Here is a 14,216-nt window from a genome sequence, read left to right on the forward strand (position 1 = left end):
GCTGTTGTACTGCAAAGGAATAATAAAAGCAAATGTTTAAGCATCTATAAAAATAATCATAAAATTTAAACTGCAATTACACCCGACGGCATTTAACAAAAATTAACAGCTTATATAATAAGCCGAATTTTCGTCACACAACGATCAAAACTTTATAAGCAGATATTATTTATATTCGCTAATCCTAATTAAAAACCTAATGCCTGATATAAATCCATTTTTTAACCGGTATAAAACATTAAGGAATGCCGAATTGCTTACTGTTATTAATAACCCGGACAATTATCATCCCCTGGCCCTTGAGGCCGCTCATATAGAACTAAATAACAGACAGCTGACTCCCGAACAGCTTGAGTTGCTTTATATCGACATTGAAGCCGCCGAACAGCAAAAGGACATTCATCAGCAAAAAACAGCCCGGATAGGTCAGTCCATAGTTAACTTTCTAAACCCACTATCAGCATCATTACCGCCCGTATCAAAATATATTAACATAATTACTATTATCGCAGCTGTCCTGTATATAGTGGCTTTGATATTTGGTGGTAAATTAATGTTAATCGCCCTGTTTAGCCCGGCTTTTTACAGCCCGTTTTTCTTTTATTCATCTATCCCCTATTTACTACTCCCGATAGGAATCTTACTTTTCGTGTTACGAAAAAAAGCCGGATGGCTAATATTATGCCTAATATCAACTTATAAGGCTATAGGATTACTAATCCTTTATAAAAAAGAGATCGGCTTTAAACTGGATAGCCAATTTGGTTCAGAAATTACCGATACGAGGCTGGTAATATCTGGCATTGTAATTTTGTTTACGTTATTTGTTGCCGTATCCGTTTGCCGTGCCGATATAAGGGATGTATACAAAGTAAGCAACAGGGCAAAAGTACTTACTATTGCCCTGGCTGCCGGCTGGGTGATATTTGATATGCTTAAACTTTTTAAGGCATAGCAAAAAAGGTGCACCCTAAGATGCACCTTTTATAAAACCATCATTTTTATTACGATGGTTCATTTACCACTCACTATTCACCACTCTCCATTCACCACTCACTACTCACCATTCACTGTTCCTCCAATTACTGCACCAACTTCATTAGCCTGCTGTAGCTTTCTGAGCATTTCGCTGCCTATAAGGGCATCTATCATGCCGTTACCGCCGCCATCTTTGCCGCTTACCAGTATTTCCGGCACCAGTTTAATACCATTGCTGGCAAGGGCTTCGGCTACGCGTACAATGGCGTATTGCTCGGTACCCATGGCTTCGGTTTTCTGTTTGGTTACCTCGGCTTCGGCCATACCTATGGCTTTAATTTTGGCACCTTCGGCCAAACCGTTTACCTCAGTTGCGTTGGCATCGGCTTTGGCGTTCACTGTTTTGGCTTCGGCATCAGCTTTGGCTATTGTAATCTTAACTTCGGCATCAGCTTTGGCGTTAATAGTTTTGGCTTCGGCTTCACCACGTGAGGCGGCAACCCTTGATGCTGCCATCTGTGTATTGATCTCTACCTGGCGGGTTGATTTTACAACCTCCGGCTGCATATCTGCACCGGCCCTGGCGCTTTCAAACTCCTTACGCTCAATTTGCGCGTGACGTTGTATTTCGTAAGTCACTTTTTCCTGTTCGGCTATTTTACGGTCGGTAAGGGTTTTCATTAAGGCGGCTGGCGGCACTATATCGCCTATCAGTGTATCCACACCTATTACGTTATAAGTTTGCAGTACTGTGCTGATATGTTCTTTGGCATCATTTTGCCTTTGTATACGGTTAGCCAAAAAGCCTATCACATCACTCCTTTGTGCCGAGTTACGGAAATAGTTGGCAATGGTAGGCTCCAGTACCTGCGATACCAGGTTTTTCATTTTACCAAAACGGGCTATTACCTTTGGCGCTTCGTTACGGGGTACGTGTATAATCTGTGATACATCCAAATTGAATGTAAATCCATCGCTTGATCTTACGGTAATTGTGCACAGGTTTTTATCCAGTTCATGCGCTTCTGTGCGGCTATCGGCCCAGTTTAATACAATGTTGGTAGTAGGCACAATTTCTACCGCATGAGTATATATGTTTACAGGGTGTTTACCCGGGTCAAGCGGTTCTTCCCAAACACCTTTTTCGTTCCGTTTTACAATATTACCGTGCTTAAAGGCGTCGCCGCTGGTATCCTTGCCTTCGGGCCCAACAAAGGAGTTAACCACACCTACATAACCAATAGGGATGTAAACCATATCCACCTGCTCCACAATTACAAACCAGGGGTTAAGGTAATAGGTACCGGCCAGTATCACATCCTCCTGCAAACCTTTACGACCGCCAGCGTTAATAAACGCTATTGGATCCTGGAAGTTTTTATGACCATCAACCGAGTAGCCGGCAATTTCGCCCTTTGCCAATGGTTCACCATCAAGCGTGGTAATAACACCCACTTTGTTTTCCTGGATCTGGGTAATAGGCRCCATCACAATCTCGAACAAAAAGGTGTTGATACGGTAACTACCCGGCGTAAGGAAAGCAGCCTGCGGGCCTTTCTGCCCATTGTTATCCAAAAACGCTATCGCATCCTGGAATTTGTCGCAGTTTACCGGTTTGCCCAGTACCCTACCGGTATCCAGGATGGCTCCATCTTTCGCCTTCACCAGTCCCAGTTTGTTTTGCTCAATAATGGTAAAAGGCTCCATGGTAATACCGTACTGCCATGGCCACATGCCCCAATACAAACCCGGCGCAAGCGCTTTGGCCTGCATACCGRCCTCGCCGGCAGTGGCAATAATACGGCCATCTGGAAGGCGTGATTTACCCGATAAGGTAAACTTTTTTACCACGAGGCCAATACGGTCATCGGGGACTATCACCATACCAAAAAACACCCGTAAAACAAACTTGTACATTACAAGCACCAGAATTACAGGCACAGCCCAAAATAACATCGCAATTGAATTGTTCATTTTTTAAAAGATTTAGAATTTTTATTTTTTTGATTTTTAACGGAACCCTTAAGGTGCGGGCCCTCACAAATAACATATAGCTTAAACTGGATTGGAGTACCTTGGCTATATAGTGTCATTAAGACAGTTGCAATTACAGGATGTTACAATTATTTTGAAAAATATTTTTAATATTTCGGATGCCGGATGTGTGATTTAGGATTTATTACATATAACTAATTGATTTATAAATATTTATATTAAATAAAGCAATATTGTAGTGTGCTGTGCAAGACTGTTAAAGACCATTCTGCACTGCATGGAGATTGGGCAAAGTTAATGTACAGAAACTAAACTCCTTAACCGCTTACCAAATTAACTTAAGGCCAACAGATTTATATTGAGCTACATTTTTATCCTTACTAAGCAGTGTTAAGTTATTGGTAATAGCCTGCCATATCAGCATCCTGTCAAAGGGATCGCGGTGCCAATCTGCATTCAATTGATGATACCCGGATGATTCCGATGGCAGGAGCGGCAGTAAACTAAACCCGGTTTCTTCGGCATGTTTCGGCAGATCACCAGGGGTTACTCCATTTAAATCCAGCTTTCCTAATGAGTATTTTAACGATATCTCCCAAAACGTTACTGCGCTTACAAAAACTTCGTTATTCGCATCTTCCAGAATAGTAATCACTTTGGATGATAGTTTTTTCTGATCTGATATTGCCCACAATAAGGTATGGGCATCAAGAAGAAAACTCATCCTAACAATTCCTCCTCCGTCATCTTGAAGCCTGGTTTAAAATTCACTTTTATTTTGCCTTCTAATAAACCAAGTTTTCGTTTTGGTTTTAAAAGCTGCGACTCTGGTAAAAAGTAGCCGACAATTTCCTTTTTCTTGCCGTAAGTAACAGCAAAACCCACCCCGGCTTTAACCTGTTCCAACACTTCCGCAAAATGCGATTTAAATTCTCCAACAGTCATTGTTTTCATCCTAACGTTCTTTTTACAATAATACATTTTACTTGACAAGTTGTCAAGTAAAACTCTTTCCATTTACTAAAACTGCTTATAATTATTAGTAAAACCCGATACTTTTAGCAATTGCAAACAATTTTAAACTCCCATTAGTTTAAATAATAACATCATTAAAACCCTACGATCATGGCAACGCCAGCATCAAATAAAACCGGGACTAAAAAAATAAACCCCGGTACCAATAAACCGGGCAAACAGGAACTTAAAACTGATTTCCCGATGAGCGAAAAAGACGAAGTAAAAAAAGCCGAGGAGCGAATGAGAAAGCAAGTGAAAGGCAAATAATTTTCTGTTTATTTCGGCGGCAATTTTATAGCTTAGGCAAACAATTATACCCATTATGATTAAACATAGCTTTTTGTTGCCGGCTGTTGTATTACTGTTCATTACAGCTTGTAAGCCTTCGGTGTCGGTTACTACCCTTACCGGTAAATGGAAATATATTAAGGTGGAGCACCCCAATGCAAGTCCGCCCGATACCATGAAAAAGGCCGAGCTGGATGAGGTTGTTCCCTATATTCAATTTACTCCCGAAATGAAGTTCCTGATAGTTTGGGGAGGTAAATTCCTGGCGCATGGTACCTACACCCTTAATGGCAGCAACATGAACATAACAGAAGTGCTGCCCGATGGCAAAACCCGCAATTATGTTTTCACCGTATCAGAGCTAACCGAGAGCAAAATCATTTTCGAAACCACCGGGGCAGACGGCTCCAAGGTGACAGCCTTGAGGGCGAGTAAGTTTTGATTTATTGTTGTGTGTTTCGTGTTGCCTGGTTCGTGATTCGTGTTGCGTGGTTCGTGTAATTCGGCATCGCTTTGGGGACATACAAAAGTCCTTTGTCTTTTGTCCAAAAATCCTTGCTCAAAAAACCCTTGCTCCTTGCTCAAAAAATCTTTTCTCCAAAAAAGGTGATATATCTTCCTTAACTTGCACATAGTAATAAACAGTAAACAATGGATGCGGTTAAATTACAGGAGCAAGCAGCAAAAAGGCAGGAGCTTTTTATCGGCTTATACAAAAAAGTATTCCCGGCGGTGGCAAAGTACGTGGCTAAATGCGGCGGATCATTTGATGAGGCCAAAGATGTTTTCCAGGATGCTTTGCTGAACTATTACGAAAAAACACGATCGGCTGGTTTAGCCATCAACAACAGCGATGGCGCCTATATTTATGGCACCGCCAGGTATTTATGGCTCAAGCGCTATAAAGAAGGCAGGCAAATATCCTCCTTAAATGAAGCTGATGCAGCCAACACTACTGCGGAGATTGTAAGCGTTCCAGATGAAAACAAACTACTCAACTTCCTGGAGACGGCTGGTAAGCGTTGTATGGAACTCCTCCGCTCCTTTTATTACGATAAGTTACCGATGACGGAGGTGGCGCAAATGTTCGGCTTTTCGGGTGTACGCTCGGCAACAGTGCAGAAATATAAATGCATCGAAAAAGTTAGGGAAACAGTTAAACAAAAAGCATTAAAGTATGAGGACTTCCTTAAATAACATAGCCTATATAGAAGCCCACCTGCTTAAAGCGCAGCAACCCGGCGATGCCTTGTTGTTTGATGCGAAACTATTGCTGGATCATGACCTGCAGGTTGATACAGCGGCCCAAAAACAGGTTTATACTTTAGTGCAGCAATATGGCCGCAGGCAGTTAAAACAAGAGATAGAAGCCGTGCACCAGCAACTATTTACCCAACCCGAACACATGAGCTTTAAACAAAAAATAGCCCGATTATTTTTCAGGTCATGAGTCGGTAGTTTTAAGTCGTTATAAATCGTTGATCAAAATGACAACCTTAGACTAAAGGCTACCGACCTGTGGCTCCGAACTTAAAACAAAAACCAAAATTTTTATGAATATCGATAAACAGGAATTCCGCAAATATGCGGTCATGCACCATGCTATTGCCGGTTCGCACGTTGACAGCTACATTTCAGGGGTCGAAAAAAATATGCTGCCCACAGCCATGACTCCCTACATTACCGAAGAGCGCGAAATGCGCGTTGCCCAGATGGACGTGTTCTCGCGCCTTATGATGGACCGGATCATTTTTATGGGCCAGGCGGTTGATGATAACGTGGCCAACATCATCCAGGCCCAATTGCTTTTTCTGCAGTCAACCGATGCCAAAAAGGATATCCAGATGTATATCAACTCACCCGGCGGTTCGGTATATGCAGGCTTAGGTATTTATGATACCATGCATTTCATCAGTCCGGATGTGGCAACCATTTGCACAGGGATGGCCTTATCAATGGGGGCGGTATTACTTTGCGGCGGTGCCGTAGGTAAGCGGGCGGCATTACGGCATTCCCGCGTAATGCTGCACCAGCCATCGGGCGGAGCGCAGGGTATGGCCTCTGATATCGAGATAGCATCCCGCCAGGTGCTCAAAATAAAGCAGGAACTTTACGAGATCATTGCCAAACACAGCGGCCAGCCTTATGAAAAAGTATATGAGGTATCAGACCGTGATTACTGGATGATAGCCGACGAGGCCAAAGAGTTTGGGATAATTGATGAGGTATTGGTGTAGATAGATGTGCAGATATGCAAATTTCAAATGTGCAGATAACGCGTTAAAGAAACCCTGAATGGTCAGATTTATAAGTCATGCTGAATTTTGTTTCAGCATGACTTACTACTGTTGATTTTTTTCTTATGAAGCTATCAATGCGCCGTCACAGCTGCCCCTGCCACAGCGTCTACTTTATTTTTAATAAACCTCCTGCCAATAACCAATACCAGCAACGCCACTATGGATGATGCCGCCATTACCCCTGCCATTGGTAAGGTAGTTTGGCTTTTTATCAATGTAATACCTATAGACGCCAGCGAACCTACAGCCATTTGAAAAGCGCCCAAAAGTGCAGAAGCTGAACCAGCGTTTTTGGTGAATGGTGCCAACGACAAGGCTGATGTATTGGGGCTGCAAATCCCTACGCAGCATAAAACCCCAAATATTACGGCTATAGTGCCGCCCATACCAAACCAGCCATTTAACGATCCTATCAAAAACACAACAGAAATAATTGCCATGCAAATGAGGAAAGTGTTTACCAGTTGTTCGCTGCTGTATCTTTTGACCAGCATGCTGTTAACCTGGCTCGACCCAATAAAGCCTATCGAAAGCCCGGCGAAGATCCACCCAAAAGTCTTCTCACTCACTTTAAATACCTCTATAAATACAATGGGCGATGAGGATACATATGCAAACAAACCGGCAAATGCAAAAGCCCCGCTTATGGCGTAAGTGAAAAACTGGGGCTCTTTTATTACCTCCAAAAAATTATTGATGATAGGTTTTGGTTTTAACGAGAATGAGGGATCGGGCTGATAGCTTTCGGGTAAAAAGAATATTACGGCTAATAAAATCAATACGGCTATGATGGTGAGGATTAAAAATATAACCTGCCACTCAAACGCGGCTGTTATGTAGCTGCCAACGGTTGGTGCAATCATGGGAGATGCCCCAAGTACCAATATCAGCAAGGCAAATACTTTGGCATTATCTTTCACCGGGAACAGATCGCGCACCATGGTCATGGAAGCAACTCCTGCCGCGCAGCTGCCCACCGCCTGGAAAAACCGCATAATGATCAGCATTTCCAGCGAGGTAGAAAAGAAACAGCCGATAGATGTTATAATGTACAGGCATAGCCCAAAATACAAAGGTTTTTTACGGCCGAACCTATCAAGCAAGGGGCCATACAATAACTGCCCGGCCGAGATGCCAATAAAAAAGCTGGAAAGCGACAGGGCCACCTCATCTGTGCTGGTGTGCAGGTATTTTGCTATCGCCTTAAAACCGGGCAGGTACATATCAATAGAAAAAGGCCCTAAAGCGGTAAGCGAACCTAATATGAGAATTAAAAAAAAGTATCGCTTTTTGGTCATATGTTGTTAGTAGATGGCCGATAGACCATGGTTAATGGATTAAATACGGGCCAAAGATACCACTAACTACGGACTTAAAAAGTTTCGCCCAAATTAAGGTTTATTGAAGAATAGTTGCGACTTACTCCATAATCGAGACTGATATTTGTACCCGATTTTTTGTTAAATTTAAACCTAAGCCCCGTACCACCAGCCGGGTGCCAAAAGGTAAATTTCATATTATCGGGCTCGGTTACGGAGTTTACATTGGCAAATAAAACAAAGCCAAGCAAGCCATTACGGGTTATATCGCGGCGGTATTCGGTTTCAAAATAGGCAAGACGCTGGCCGCGGTAACGGTTTTGCTTAAACCCACGCCCCGATCGCTGGTAAGGTTCCCAGCCTAAACTGGGCAGGTTAAGGTAGGGGGTTCCGGGTGTTAGCGATGTCCAATAGTAAGACCAAAATGCCAGCACATTTTTAGGCCCCGAATTGGTTAGCGAAACGTACTTACGCACATCGATATATAATGATTGCCAGTTGGTATGGCTCCCAAACAGCCTGGTATTAAACCTGTACGATACATTGGCATAAACCCCGGGCAGCGGATCTATTGAATTTTTACGGGTATCATACAATAAGTTTAAAGTTGCCCCTGATGAAAACGCATCCTGGTTTGTAGCTGTACCATATTTGTAATTGGCAAAGTTACGCAGGTTATTGTTGCCCTGGCTTTCCATATCAACATAGTAATCCAGGTTGTACCCTACCCCCGCATAAAAATATGGCTTTATTTTTTTAAGCACGGTTTGGTAAAAACGAACATAGTTATACTCTACCAAAAACTTGTGATCTTCGGGCATATTGCCGCCAAGGCCCCAGGTATATTGGGGATAAACCAGTAAACGGGTATCACCTACAATATTCCATTCGTTATTATCAAGCCATATGTTTGATCTGATGGGCAAGCCATAACGGCCTTTTAAATTAAAATAAGGCGTAAATGTAAAACTCGAAAGGTTTGTTGTCGCCAGGTCGCCAAGGTAAAAACCGGCTGTAGTTGAAGTAAACAACGCCCTGCCGCCACTTCGCCCGTCTGCGGAAGATATCGGCAAAAATGAAAAATAAATTTTCTTTTTTTCGATAGTTGATATCTTTCTTGGTTTAATACTAAATACAGATCTGAAGACATCTATCAGGTCTCGCTGCTTAACAGTATCTGTTCTGTTTTTAGTAGCATCAACAACGGGCGCGGAGCTTTGCGCTATTGCGACATGAGAAACTAAACAAAACAATAATACTATAAACGCTCTACCCATTATACATTAAACGGAATACTTAAATATGCAGTTTGGTATTTTTAACAATTAACACAAATGCTTTAACGAAAAATTTAATTTTTAAGCATGCAATAAAATTTATTTTCTCCTCATCCTTTTACCAGGTCCCGTGCCTTAAGATAACAATAAAAAGCCCACGATTAACATAACCGCAGGCTTACCAGGCTATTTTAACCTTTTTTAACTTTATTGATATTTAACCGTAGTAACGGTAGTGGTTTTGGTATATGGGCGATGATGTCTTGGGTGGGCACGGCGCCAGGCAATACGGCGCGCACGTTCTTTCTTCTCCCTGGCCCTGCGGGTTTCATTACCAATAATATAACCTCCTCCTGCACCAATTGCACCGCCAATTAAAGCCCCGCCTACATTATGGCCAACTAAGCCGCCAACAACGGCACCACCGGCGCCACCTATAATAGCCCCTTTTCCCTGATCGCTGATTCCTTTTTTCTTTGTAGTTTGTGCCTGTATGTTTGATGCAAACGTAAGTAGGAACGCAAAAAACAGGCAAGTGAATATGATTAACTTTTTCATAAAAATATTATCTGGTAAGTGTTATAAAATATACCGGGTAACACCTATACAAATAACAAGCCGAAATGCAGATGGCAGTAAGCAGATTCCAGCGGGTATATAGCGATTTAAAGACAGCTAACAATTTATAACAGCAAGACTATCAAATTATTAACCAATGAACAAAGATAACTAAAACTACTTGCAGTTACCTGCCAAATGCCGAAACAAGCTATTTCAAAAACGCCAGTACTGTATCAGAAAACTGGACACTTTTACCGGCAACATTATGATCGCCGGGGATGTAGGTTAATTTTGATCCGGGAATAGCCTGCTGAAGCCCTTCTTCAGATCCGCCGTCTTTATCCTCGGTTCCGCAAATAATTTGCACAGGTATTTTCACTTTTGCAAGTTCCTGTTTACTGGTTGACGGCTGGTATTTTTGCTGAAACATTAATGCGGTAACATCAAATGATGGGTTGCTGTGAATGTATTTGATCATGCCATCCACATCATGAAAAGTTGTATCGCCCATCAATGCTTTATAAGCATGCACCCGTCTTGGCCAATCGGGGTTGGTATAGGCATCGCCCATGCCCCCGATTACCAGTTTTTGCACCCTTTTATCTAAAACCAAAATACGCGATGCAATGATAGAGCCCCGCGAGTAACCTACCACATTATATTTTTTTATACCTAAACTGCTTACCAAACCCATTATATCCTTTGCCTCGGCATCGTTGGCATACCCGGCATCGGTATGAGGCTTATCCGACCGGCCATTGCCCCGCTGATCAAGTATGATCACTTTATAACCGGCATTCAGCAGATCGTTAAACAATGGACCATTCTTCCAACCCTGGCCGGTACCCGAAAAGCCGTGGATCAGCAAAACCGGAAAACCATCACCCTTAACCTCGTAATAGATTTTTGTACCATCAAATGAGGTGTAATAACCACCGGCCACGGCCTCCTGCGCATAATTAACATTGCTGATAGTTTGCAAAAGCAGTAAAGCAGTTATGAATTTAAAGATCTTTTTCATGGGGGCATTATTTTACAAACTGGTTAATAATTAATACCCCGGCCAAACCGACCACCGAAACCAATGTTTCCATCATCGACCATGATTTGATGGTATCTTTTATGCTAAGGTTAAAATATTCTTTATATAGCCAAAATCCCGAATCGTTCACGTGTGAAAACGCGAGGCTACCTGCGCCTATGGAAAGCACCATCAGGTTAGGRTTCACATGATTTTGCGCCACTAATGATGCTACAATCCCCGCGGCGGTTAATCCCGCTACGGTAGCCGAACCTAAGCTAACGCGTATTATTGCGGCTATAACCCAGCCCAAAACTAAAGGCGGTAAATTAAAGGTCTGCAATTGGGTAGCTATCTGGTTGCTAACACCGCTGGCAGTTAATACCTCTTTAAATGCACCCGAGCCGGCAATAATGAGCATTATCAAAGCAATGTCTTTTATAGCATCGGTATAGTTTACAGCCAGCTGGCTCATTTTTTTTCCCTGTTTAATGCCCAGGGTATAGGTAGCTACAATAAGAGCTATCAGCATAACAATAGACGGATCGCCAAGGAAGGCAATAACTTTTAGCAGATCTTTATTTTTGATACCCAGGTATGGTAAAAAAGCGGTAAGCATTAACAGCATAACCGGCAGCAAGGCAGTAAAAAAACTATTTGCTGCCCCGGGTAATTTATCGGCGGGCAATTCCTCGGCCCTGAATGTTGCAAGCGGTTCTGATGGTATTTTTTTTAAGAATTGGGCAAATACCGGCCCGGCTAATATAATAGCAGGTATGGCTATCATTAACCCGTAAATAAAGGTAGTAGCCATATTTGCGTGAAACAGCACCACCAGGGCCGATGGTGAAGGGTGCGGCGGCAAAAATCCGTGCGTAACCGATAAGGAAGCCAGCATAGGTAAACCAATGTATACAGCAGGTAGCTTATACTTGTACACTACCGAAAATATGAGCGGCACCATGAGCACAAAGCCAATACCATAAAACAGGGGGATACCTATAATAAAACCGGCAGTAACCAGCGCCCATTGAATGTATTTTTCGCCAACGGCTTTAACCAGTACTTCGGCAATTTTTTGGGCAGCGCCGCTTACGGCTACCAGTTTACCCAGCATAGCACCCAGGCAAATAATAATGAGCAGCTGCCCCATAATATCGCCCATACCCTTTTGTACCGATGCTGTAACCTTATTTATAGGGATCCCCAGCATTAAACCGGCAGCTATTGAAACGATAAGAAAGGCGATAAAGGGATTTAGCTTAACCCAGCTTACTAATAAAACAAGCAGGATAATACAAACAAGAATAATTAATAGTGCCATTATATCAAACTGTTATACTTTAGGTAGGTAGCTTTATTAAAAAACAAATTGTTACCCGCCTAAAGTAATAACAATATTTGAGTTTAAGATTTATAATAGGCAAACCTTTTTAATATGCTTGCACAAACAAAATCATTACTGCACACTTAATTATTCGTTAAAAACAAAATTGCTTCGGCCATATTAATCGCATTGTAATAACTACTTAATTAAAACAAAAATATTACTCAAAAATCACTTCCATTTACCATTCATTAATTAAAATATTTTAAATTTGTGTGTTGATTTGTCCGATAAGATTTTAGCTCAGGCTACTACCCCTTAAATTGTTCGGATAATTTTTCAGCACTTACTTAAATACATTTTCGGCCTTTTCACTTTTTAATGCTTTTTATGTCAAAACGTATTTTGGTATTAGATGATAACCAGGACATTTTGGAAATTGTTCATGAAACCCTTACTTATGAGCAATTTGAGGTAATCAGCACAGCTGAYAGCCTGGAGGTACTACCGCTGATTGAAAAATTTGCTCCTAACCTTGTTATATTAGATTACCGTGTTGCGGGCACAAATGGCGGTGAAATTTGTAAGAGCATTAAGCTTCACCCCAAATTTTGCGACATTCCGGTTATCATTTTTTCTGCTTATTTAGGTAACGAAGATCACCAGCTAACCTACGGCTGCGATGGCATTATTAATAAACCTTTTGACCTTATTGAACTTGTTGAGAAGGTTAATAACCTAATAAATAAAGTTTAGCCATTAGCTGCGGGGGTGTAAAACTATAACCTTACAGCACACCTTTTGATTAAAATTGATAAGTATTAAAAAAAAGTGACTAAAAAGAGCTTTTATTGAAACAATTTCAATTTAACCATTAAAATAATTATAATTACATAATAATTAATCTCAATAGTTAGAATATTGGCAGTCTTCATATCTTTGTTTAGTAATTTTAAACAGAGCGTTAGATACAATAAACCCCTGATTGTATTATGGTTTTATCGATAAATCCTCCAACAAGCAGTGCCAGGCAAAAAAAGCTTCCGGTCTGCCCCAAATGTAAAACAGAGCTTGATAACCGGGTTCCAAGAGGTTTTTTTGCAAAAAATATATTATTTTTTCTCCCCCTAAAACGATACGTTTGTTACAGGTGCCAACGTAAACGCTACCTGCTTGGTTAAAAAATTTAACCAAAAGTATGCGAAAACATACGTTTAAGTACTATTTTAAACGTTTTACACCTATTTATACAAAGGTATCTTTACATTCGTCGCCTTATCAATTTTATGGCAGACGATCAGGATTATAGCGTAAAAACAAAAAAAACATATTATTGTGGAAAATGCGGAACCCCATTCCATTTCCAAATGCACAGAGGATGGTTTACCAAAAACTTTTTGTTTTTTTTACCGATAAGAAAGTATTTCTGTGCCAAGTGCAAAAAACCCAGCTACATACTTACCGATAAAAGCGAATAGTAACAACCAATAGCTTATCAGCTATTTCTCTTTGTTATTTGGTGAGTACTTTTTTGCACAGATGCCCTTTCTAAATGCTACAATTAATAATTATTAAAAAAATTTCACACAGTTTCGGTATAAAATTGTGTATAAACCCAATATTATTCTCGTTTCAAAGTATTTATCAATAAACTTGGTATAACATTTGCTTTGTTTTTAACATAAAATATAATCGKGCATTAGCTAATATTTTAATTAGTGATAAATTATATAATTAAAGACAGAAAAGGATAATAAAATGAGAAGGATATTAGCGGTGGATGATGACAATGATATATTGGAAGTTTTACAATATATCCTTGAAGATTCTGGCTACGAAGTTGAAACATTATCAAACGGGCACAACTTATTTGCCAAAATAAGGGAGCACCAGCCAGACCTAATACTGCTGGATATTATGCTTGGCGGTTTAGACGGACGCGAATTGTGCCGACACCTTAAATCGGTTAAAGAAACGCATGATATACCTGTTATCCTAATTTCTGCAAGTCATTACGTTTCGCTAAGTTCATTAAGTCAGGATGGAAGTCCAGATGATTTTATAGCCAAACCATTTGATATTGATGTGTTGCTGCGAAGTATAAAAAGACAGTTAAATACAGCAGCTTAAACA

At 41.0% G+C, this 14,216-nt stretch carries 16 protein-coding genes; 8 read left to right on the forward strand and 8 right to left on the reverse strand.

Going from position 1 to position 14,216, the window contains the following annotated elements:
* Positions 1-199 precede the first annotated feature (199 nt).
* Positions 200-955 carry a hypothetical protein gene (locus tag AC1DPZ_RS12650; protein ID WP_477403818.1) on the forward strand — a complete coding sequence of 252 codons (756 nt, stop codon included), beginning with the start codon at positions 200-202 and terminating at the stop codon, positions 953-955.
* 101 nt (positions 956-1,056) lie between these two features.
* Here AC1DPZ_RS12650 and AC1DPZ_RS12655 read toward each other — a convergent pair whose 3' ends face one another.
* From AC1DPZ_RS12655 to AC1DPZ_RS12665, 3 genes are all read right to left on the reverse strand, one after another.
* Positions 1,057-2,952 carry an SPFH domain-containing protein gene (locus tag AC1DPZ_RS12655; protein ID WP_477403820.1) on the reverse strand — a complete coding sequence of 632 codons (1,896 nt, stop codon included), beginning with the start codon at positions 2,950-2,952 and terminating at the stop codon, positions 1,057-1,059.
* 346 nt (positions 2,953-3,298) lie between these two features.
* Entirely contained in the window at positions 3,299-3,697 is a 399-nt protein-coding gene (locus AC1DPZ_RS12660; protein ID WP_477403822.1) for a type II toxin-antitoxin system VapC family toxin, read from the reverse strand.
* On the reverse strand, positions 3,694-3,990 hold the full coding sequence (locus AC1DPZ_RS12665) for a type II toxin-antitoxin system Phd/YefM family antitoxin (protein WP_477403824.1): 297 nt from the start codon (positions 3,988-3,990) through the stop codon (positions 3,694-3,696). The genes AC1DPZ_RS12660 and AC1DPZ_RS12665 overlap by 4 nt, the downstream gene beginning before the upstream one ends.
* Positions 3,991-4,098: 108 nt before the next feature.
* On the opposite strand from AC1DPZ_RS12665, the gene AC1DPZ_RS12670 reads away from it, so the two are divergent.
* The 5 genes from AC1DPZ_RS12670 (at position 4,099) to AC1DPZ_RS12690 (ending at position 6,515) form a co-directional block, all read left to right on the forward strand.
* Positions 4,099-4,257: a hypothetical protein gene (locus AC1DPZ_RS12670; protein ID WP_477403826.1), complete on the forward strand. Its 159-nt coding sequence runs from the start codon at positions 4,099-4,101 to the stop codon at positions 4,255-4,257.
* A gap of 55 nt (positions 4,258-4,312) precedes the next feature.
* Entirely contained in the window at positions 4,313-4,720 is a 408-nt protein-coding gene (locus tag AC1DPZ_RS12675) for a hypothetical protein (RefSeq protein WP_477403828.1), read from the forward strand.
* 209 nt (positions 4,721-4,929) lie between these two features.
* Positions 4,930-5,475 carry an RNA polymerase sigma factor gene (locus tag AC1DPZ_RS12680; RefSeq protein ID WP_477403830.1) on the forward strand — a complete coding sequence of 182 codons (546 nt, stop codon included), beginning with the start codon at positions 4,930-4,932 and terminating at the stop codon, positions 5,473-5,475.
* Positions 5,456-5,728, forward strand: coding sequence for a hypothetical protein (locus AC1DPZ_RS12685; protein ID WP_477403832.1), 273 nt, complete (start codon positions 5,456-5,458; stop codon positions 5,726-5,728). The genes AC1DPZ_RS12680 and AC1DPZ_RS12685 overlap by 20 nt, the downstream gene beginning before the upstream one ends.
* Before the next feature lie 103 nt (positions 5,729-5,831).
* Positions 5,832-6,515 (forward strand): ClpP family protease, encoded by a 684-nt coding sequence (locus tag AC1DPZ_RS12690; RefSeq protein ID WP_477403834.1) that lies wholly within the window; start codon positions 5,832-5,834, stop codon positions 6,513-6,515.
* 134 nt (positions 6,516-6,649) lie between these two features.
* On the opposite strand, the gene AC1DPZ_RS12695 is transcribed toward AC1DPZ_RS12690, so the two are convergent.
* The 5 genes from AC1DPZ_RS12695 to AC1DPZ_RS12715 all read right to left on the reverse strand — a co-directional run bounded on the left by AC1DPZ_RS12695 (position 6,650) and on the right by AC1DPZ_RS12715 (position 12,080).
* Positions 6,650-7,876, reverse strand: a complete 1,227-nt coding sequence (locus AC1DPZ_RS12695; protein ID WP_477403836.1) for a multidrug effflux MFS transporter — start codon at positions 7,874-7,876, stop codon at positions 6,650-6,652.
* 74 nt (positions 7,877-7,950) lie between these two features.
* On the reverse strand, positions 7,951-9,174 hold the full coding sequence (locus tag AC1DPZ_RS12700; protein ID WP_477403838.1) for a BamA/TamA family outer membrane protein: 1,224 nt from the start codon (positions 9,172-9,174) through the stop codon (positions 7,951-7,953).
* A gap of 207 nt (positions 9,175-9,381) precedes the next feature.
* The gene (locus AC1DPZ_RS12705) at positions 9,382-9,732 is read right to left on the reverse strand and encodes a glycine zipper domain-containing protein (protein WP_477403840.1); all 351 of its coding nucleotides are present in this window, start codon (positions 9,730-9,732) and stop codon (positions 9,382-9,384) included.
* A gap of 211 nt (positions 9,733-9,943) precedes the next feature.
* Complete coding sequence (locus tag AC1DPZ_RS12710; protein ID WP_477403842.1) at positions 9,944-10,756, reverse strand: alpha/beta fold hydrolase; 813 nt, start codon at positions 10,754-10,756, stop codon at positions 9,944-9,946.
* Between the two features lie 7 nt (positions 10,757-10,763).
* The gene (locus AC1DPZ_RS12715) at positions 10,764-12,080 is read right to left on the reverse strand and encodes a gluconate:H+ symporter (protein ID WP_477403844.1); all 1,317 of its coding nucleotides are present in this window, start codon (positions 12,078-12,080) and stop codon (positions 10,764-10,766) included.
* Between the two features lie 393 nt (positions 12,081-12,473).
* Between AC1DPZ_RS12715 and AC1DPZ_RS12720 the strand changes: the two genes are divergently transcribed.
* Both AC1DPZ_RS12720 and AC1DPZ_RS12725 read left to right on the forward strand, forming a co-directional pair.
* Positions 12,474-12,839 (forward strand): response regulator, encoded by a 366-nt coding sequence (locus AC1DPZ_RS12720; RefSeq protein ID WP_477403846.1) that lies wholly within the window; start codon positions 12,474-12,476, stop codon positions 12,837-12,839.
* 1,002 nt (positions 12,840-13,841) lie between these two features.
* Positions 13,842-14,213 (forward strand): response regulator, encoded by a 372-nt coding sequence (locus tag AC1DPZ_RS12725; protein WP_477403848.1) that lies wholly within the window; start codon positions 13,842-13,844, stop codon positions 14,211-14,213.
* Positions 14,214-14,216: the final 3 nt, after the last annotated feature.

The sequence above is a fragment of the Mucilaginibacter sp. P4_G9 genome, assembly GCF_056400985.1.

Bases quoted from the DNA above. Each gene is read 5' to 3' on its own strand.
- AC1DPZ_RS12650 (WP_477403818.1), top strand. From the start codon at position 200: ATGCCTGATATAAATCCATTTTTTAACCGGTATAAAACATTAAGGAAT.
- AC1DPZ_RS12660 (WP_477403822.1), bottom strand. From the start codon at position 3,697: ATGAGTTTTCTTCTTGATGCCCATACCTTATTGTGGGCAATATCAGAT.
- AC1DPZ_RS12665 (WP_477403824.1), bottom strand. From the start codon at position 3,990: ATGGAAAGAGTTTTACTTGACAACTTGTCAAGTAAAATGTATTATTGT.
- AC1DPZ_RS12670 (WP_477403826.1), top strand. From the start codon at position 4,099: ATGGCAACGCCAGCATCAAATAAAACCGGGACTAAAAAAATAAACCCC.
- AC1DPZ_RS12675 (WP_477403828.1), top strand. From the start codon at position 4,313: ATGATTAAACATAGCTTTTTGTTGCCGGCTGTTGTATTACTGTTCATT.
- AC1DPZ_RS12680 (WP_477403830.1), top strand. From the start codon at position 4,930: ATGGATGCGGTTAAATTACAGGAGCAAGCAGCAAAAAGGCAGGAGCTT.
- AC1DPZ_RS12685 (WP_477403832.1), top strand. From the start codon at position 5,456: ATGAGGACTTCCTTAAATAACATAGCCTATATAGAAGCCCACCTGCTT.
- AC1DPZ_RS12690 (WP_477403834.1), top strand. From the start codon at position 5,832: ATGAATATCGATAAACAGGAATTCCGCAAATATGCGGTCATGCACCAT.
- AC1DPZ_RS12695 (WP_477403836.1), bottom strand. From the start codon at position 7,876: ATGACCAAAAAGCGATACTTTTTTTTAATTCTCATATTAGGTTCGCTT.
- AC1DPZ_RS12700 (WP_477403838.1), bottom strand. From the start codon at position 9,174: ATGGGTAGAGCGTTTATAGTATTATTGTTTTGTTTAGTTTCTCATGTC.
- AC1DPZ_RS12705 (WP_477403840.1), bottom strand. From the start codon at position 9,732: ATGAAAAAGTTAATCATATTCACTTGCCTGTTTTTTGCGTTCCTACTT.
- AC1DPZ_RS12710 (WP_477403842.1), bottom strand. From the start codon at position 10,756: ATGAAAAAGATCTTTAAATTCATAACTGCTTTACTGCTTTTGCAAACT.
- AC1DPZ_RS12725 (WP_477403848.1), top strand. From the start codon at position 13,842: ATGAGAAGGATATTAGCGGTGGATGATGACAATGATATATTGGAAGTT.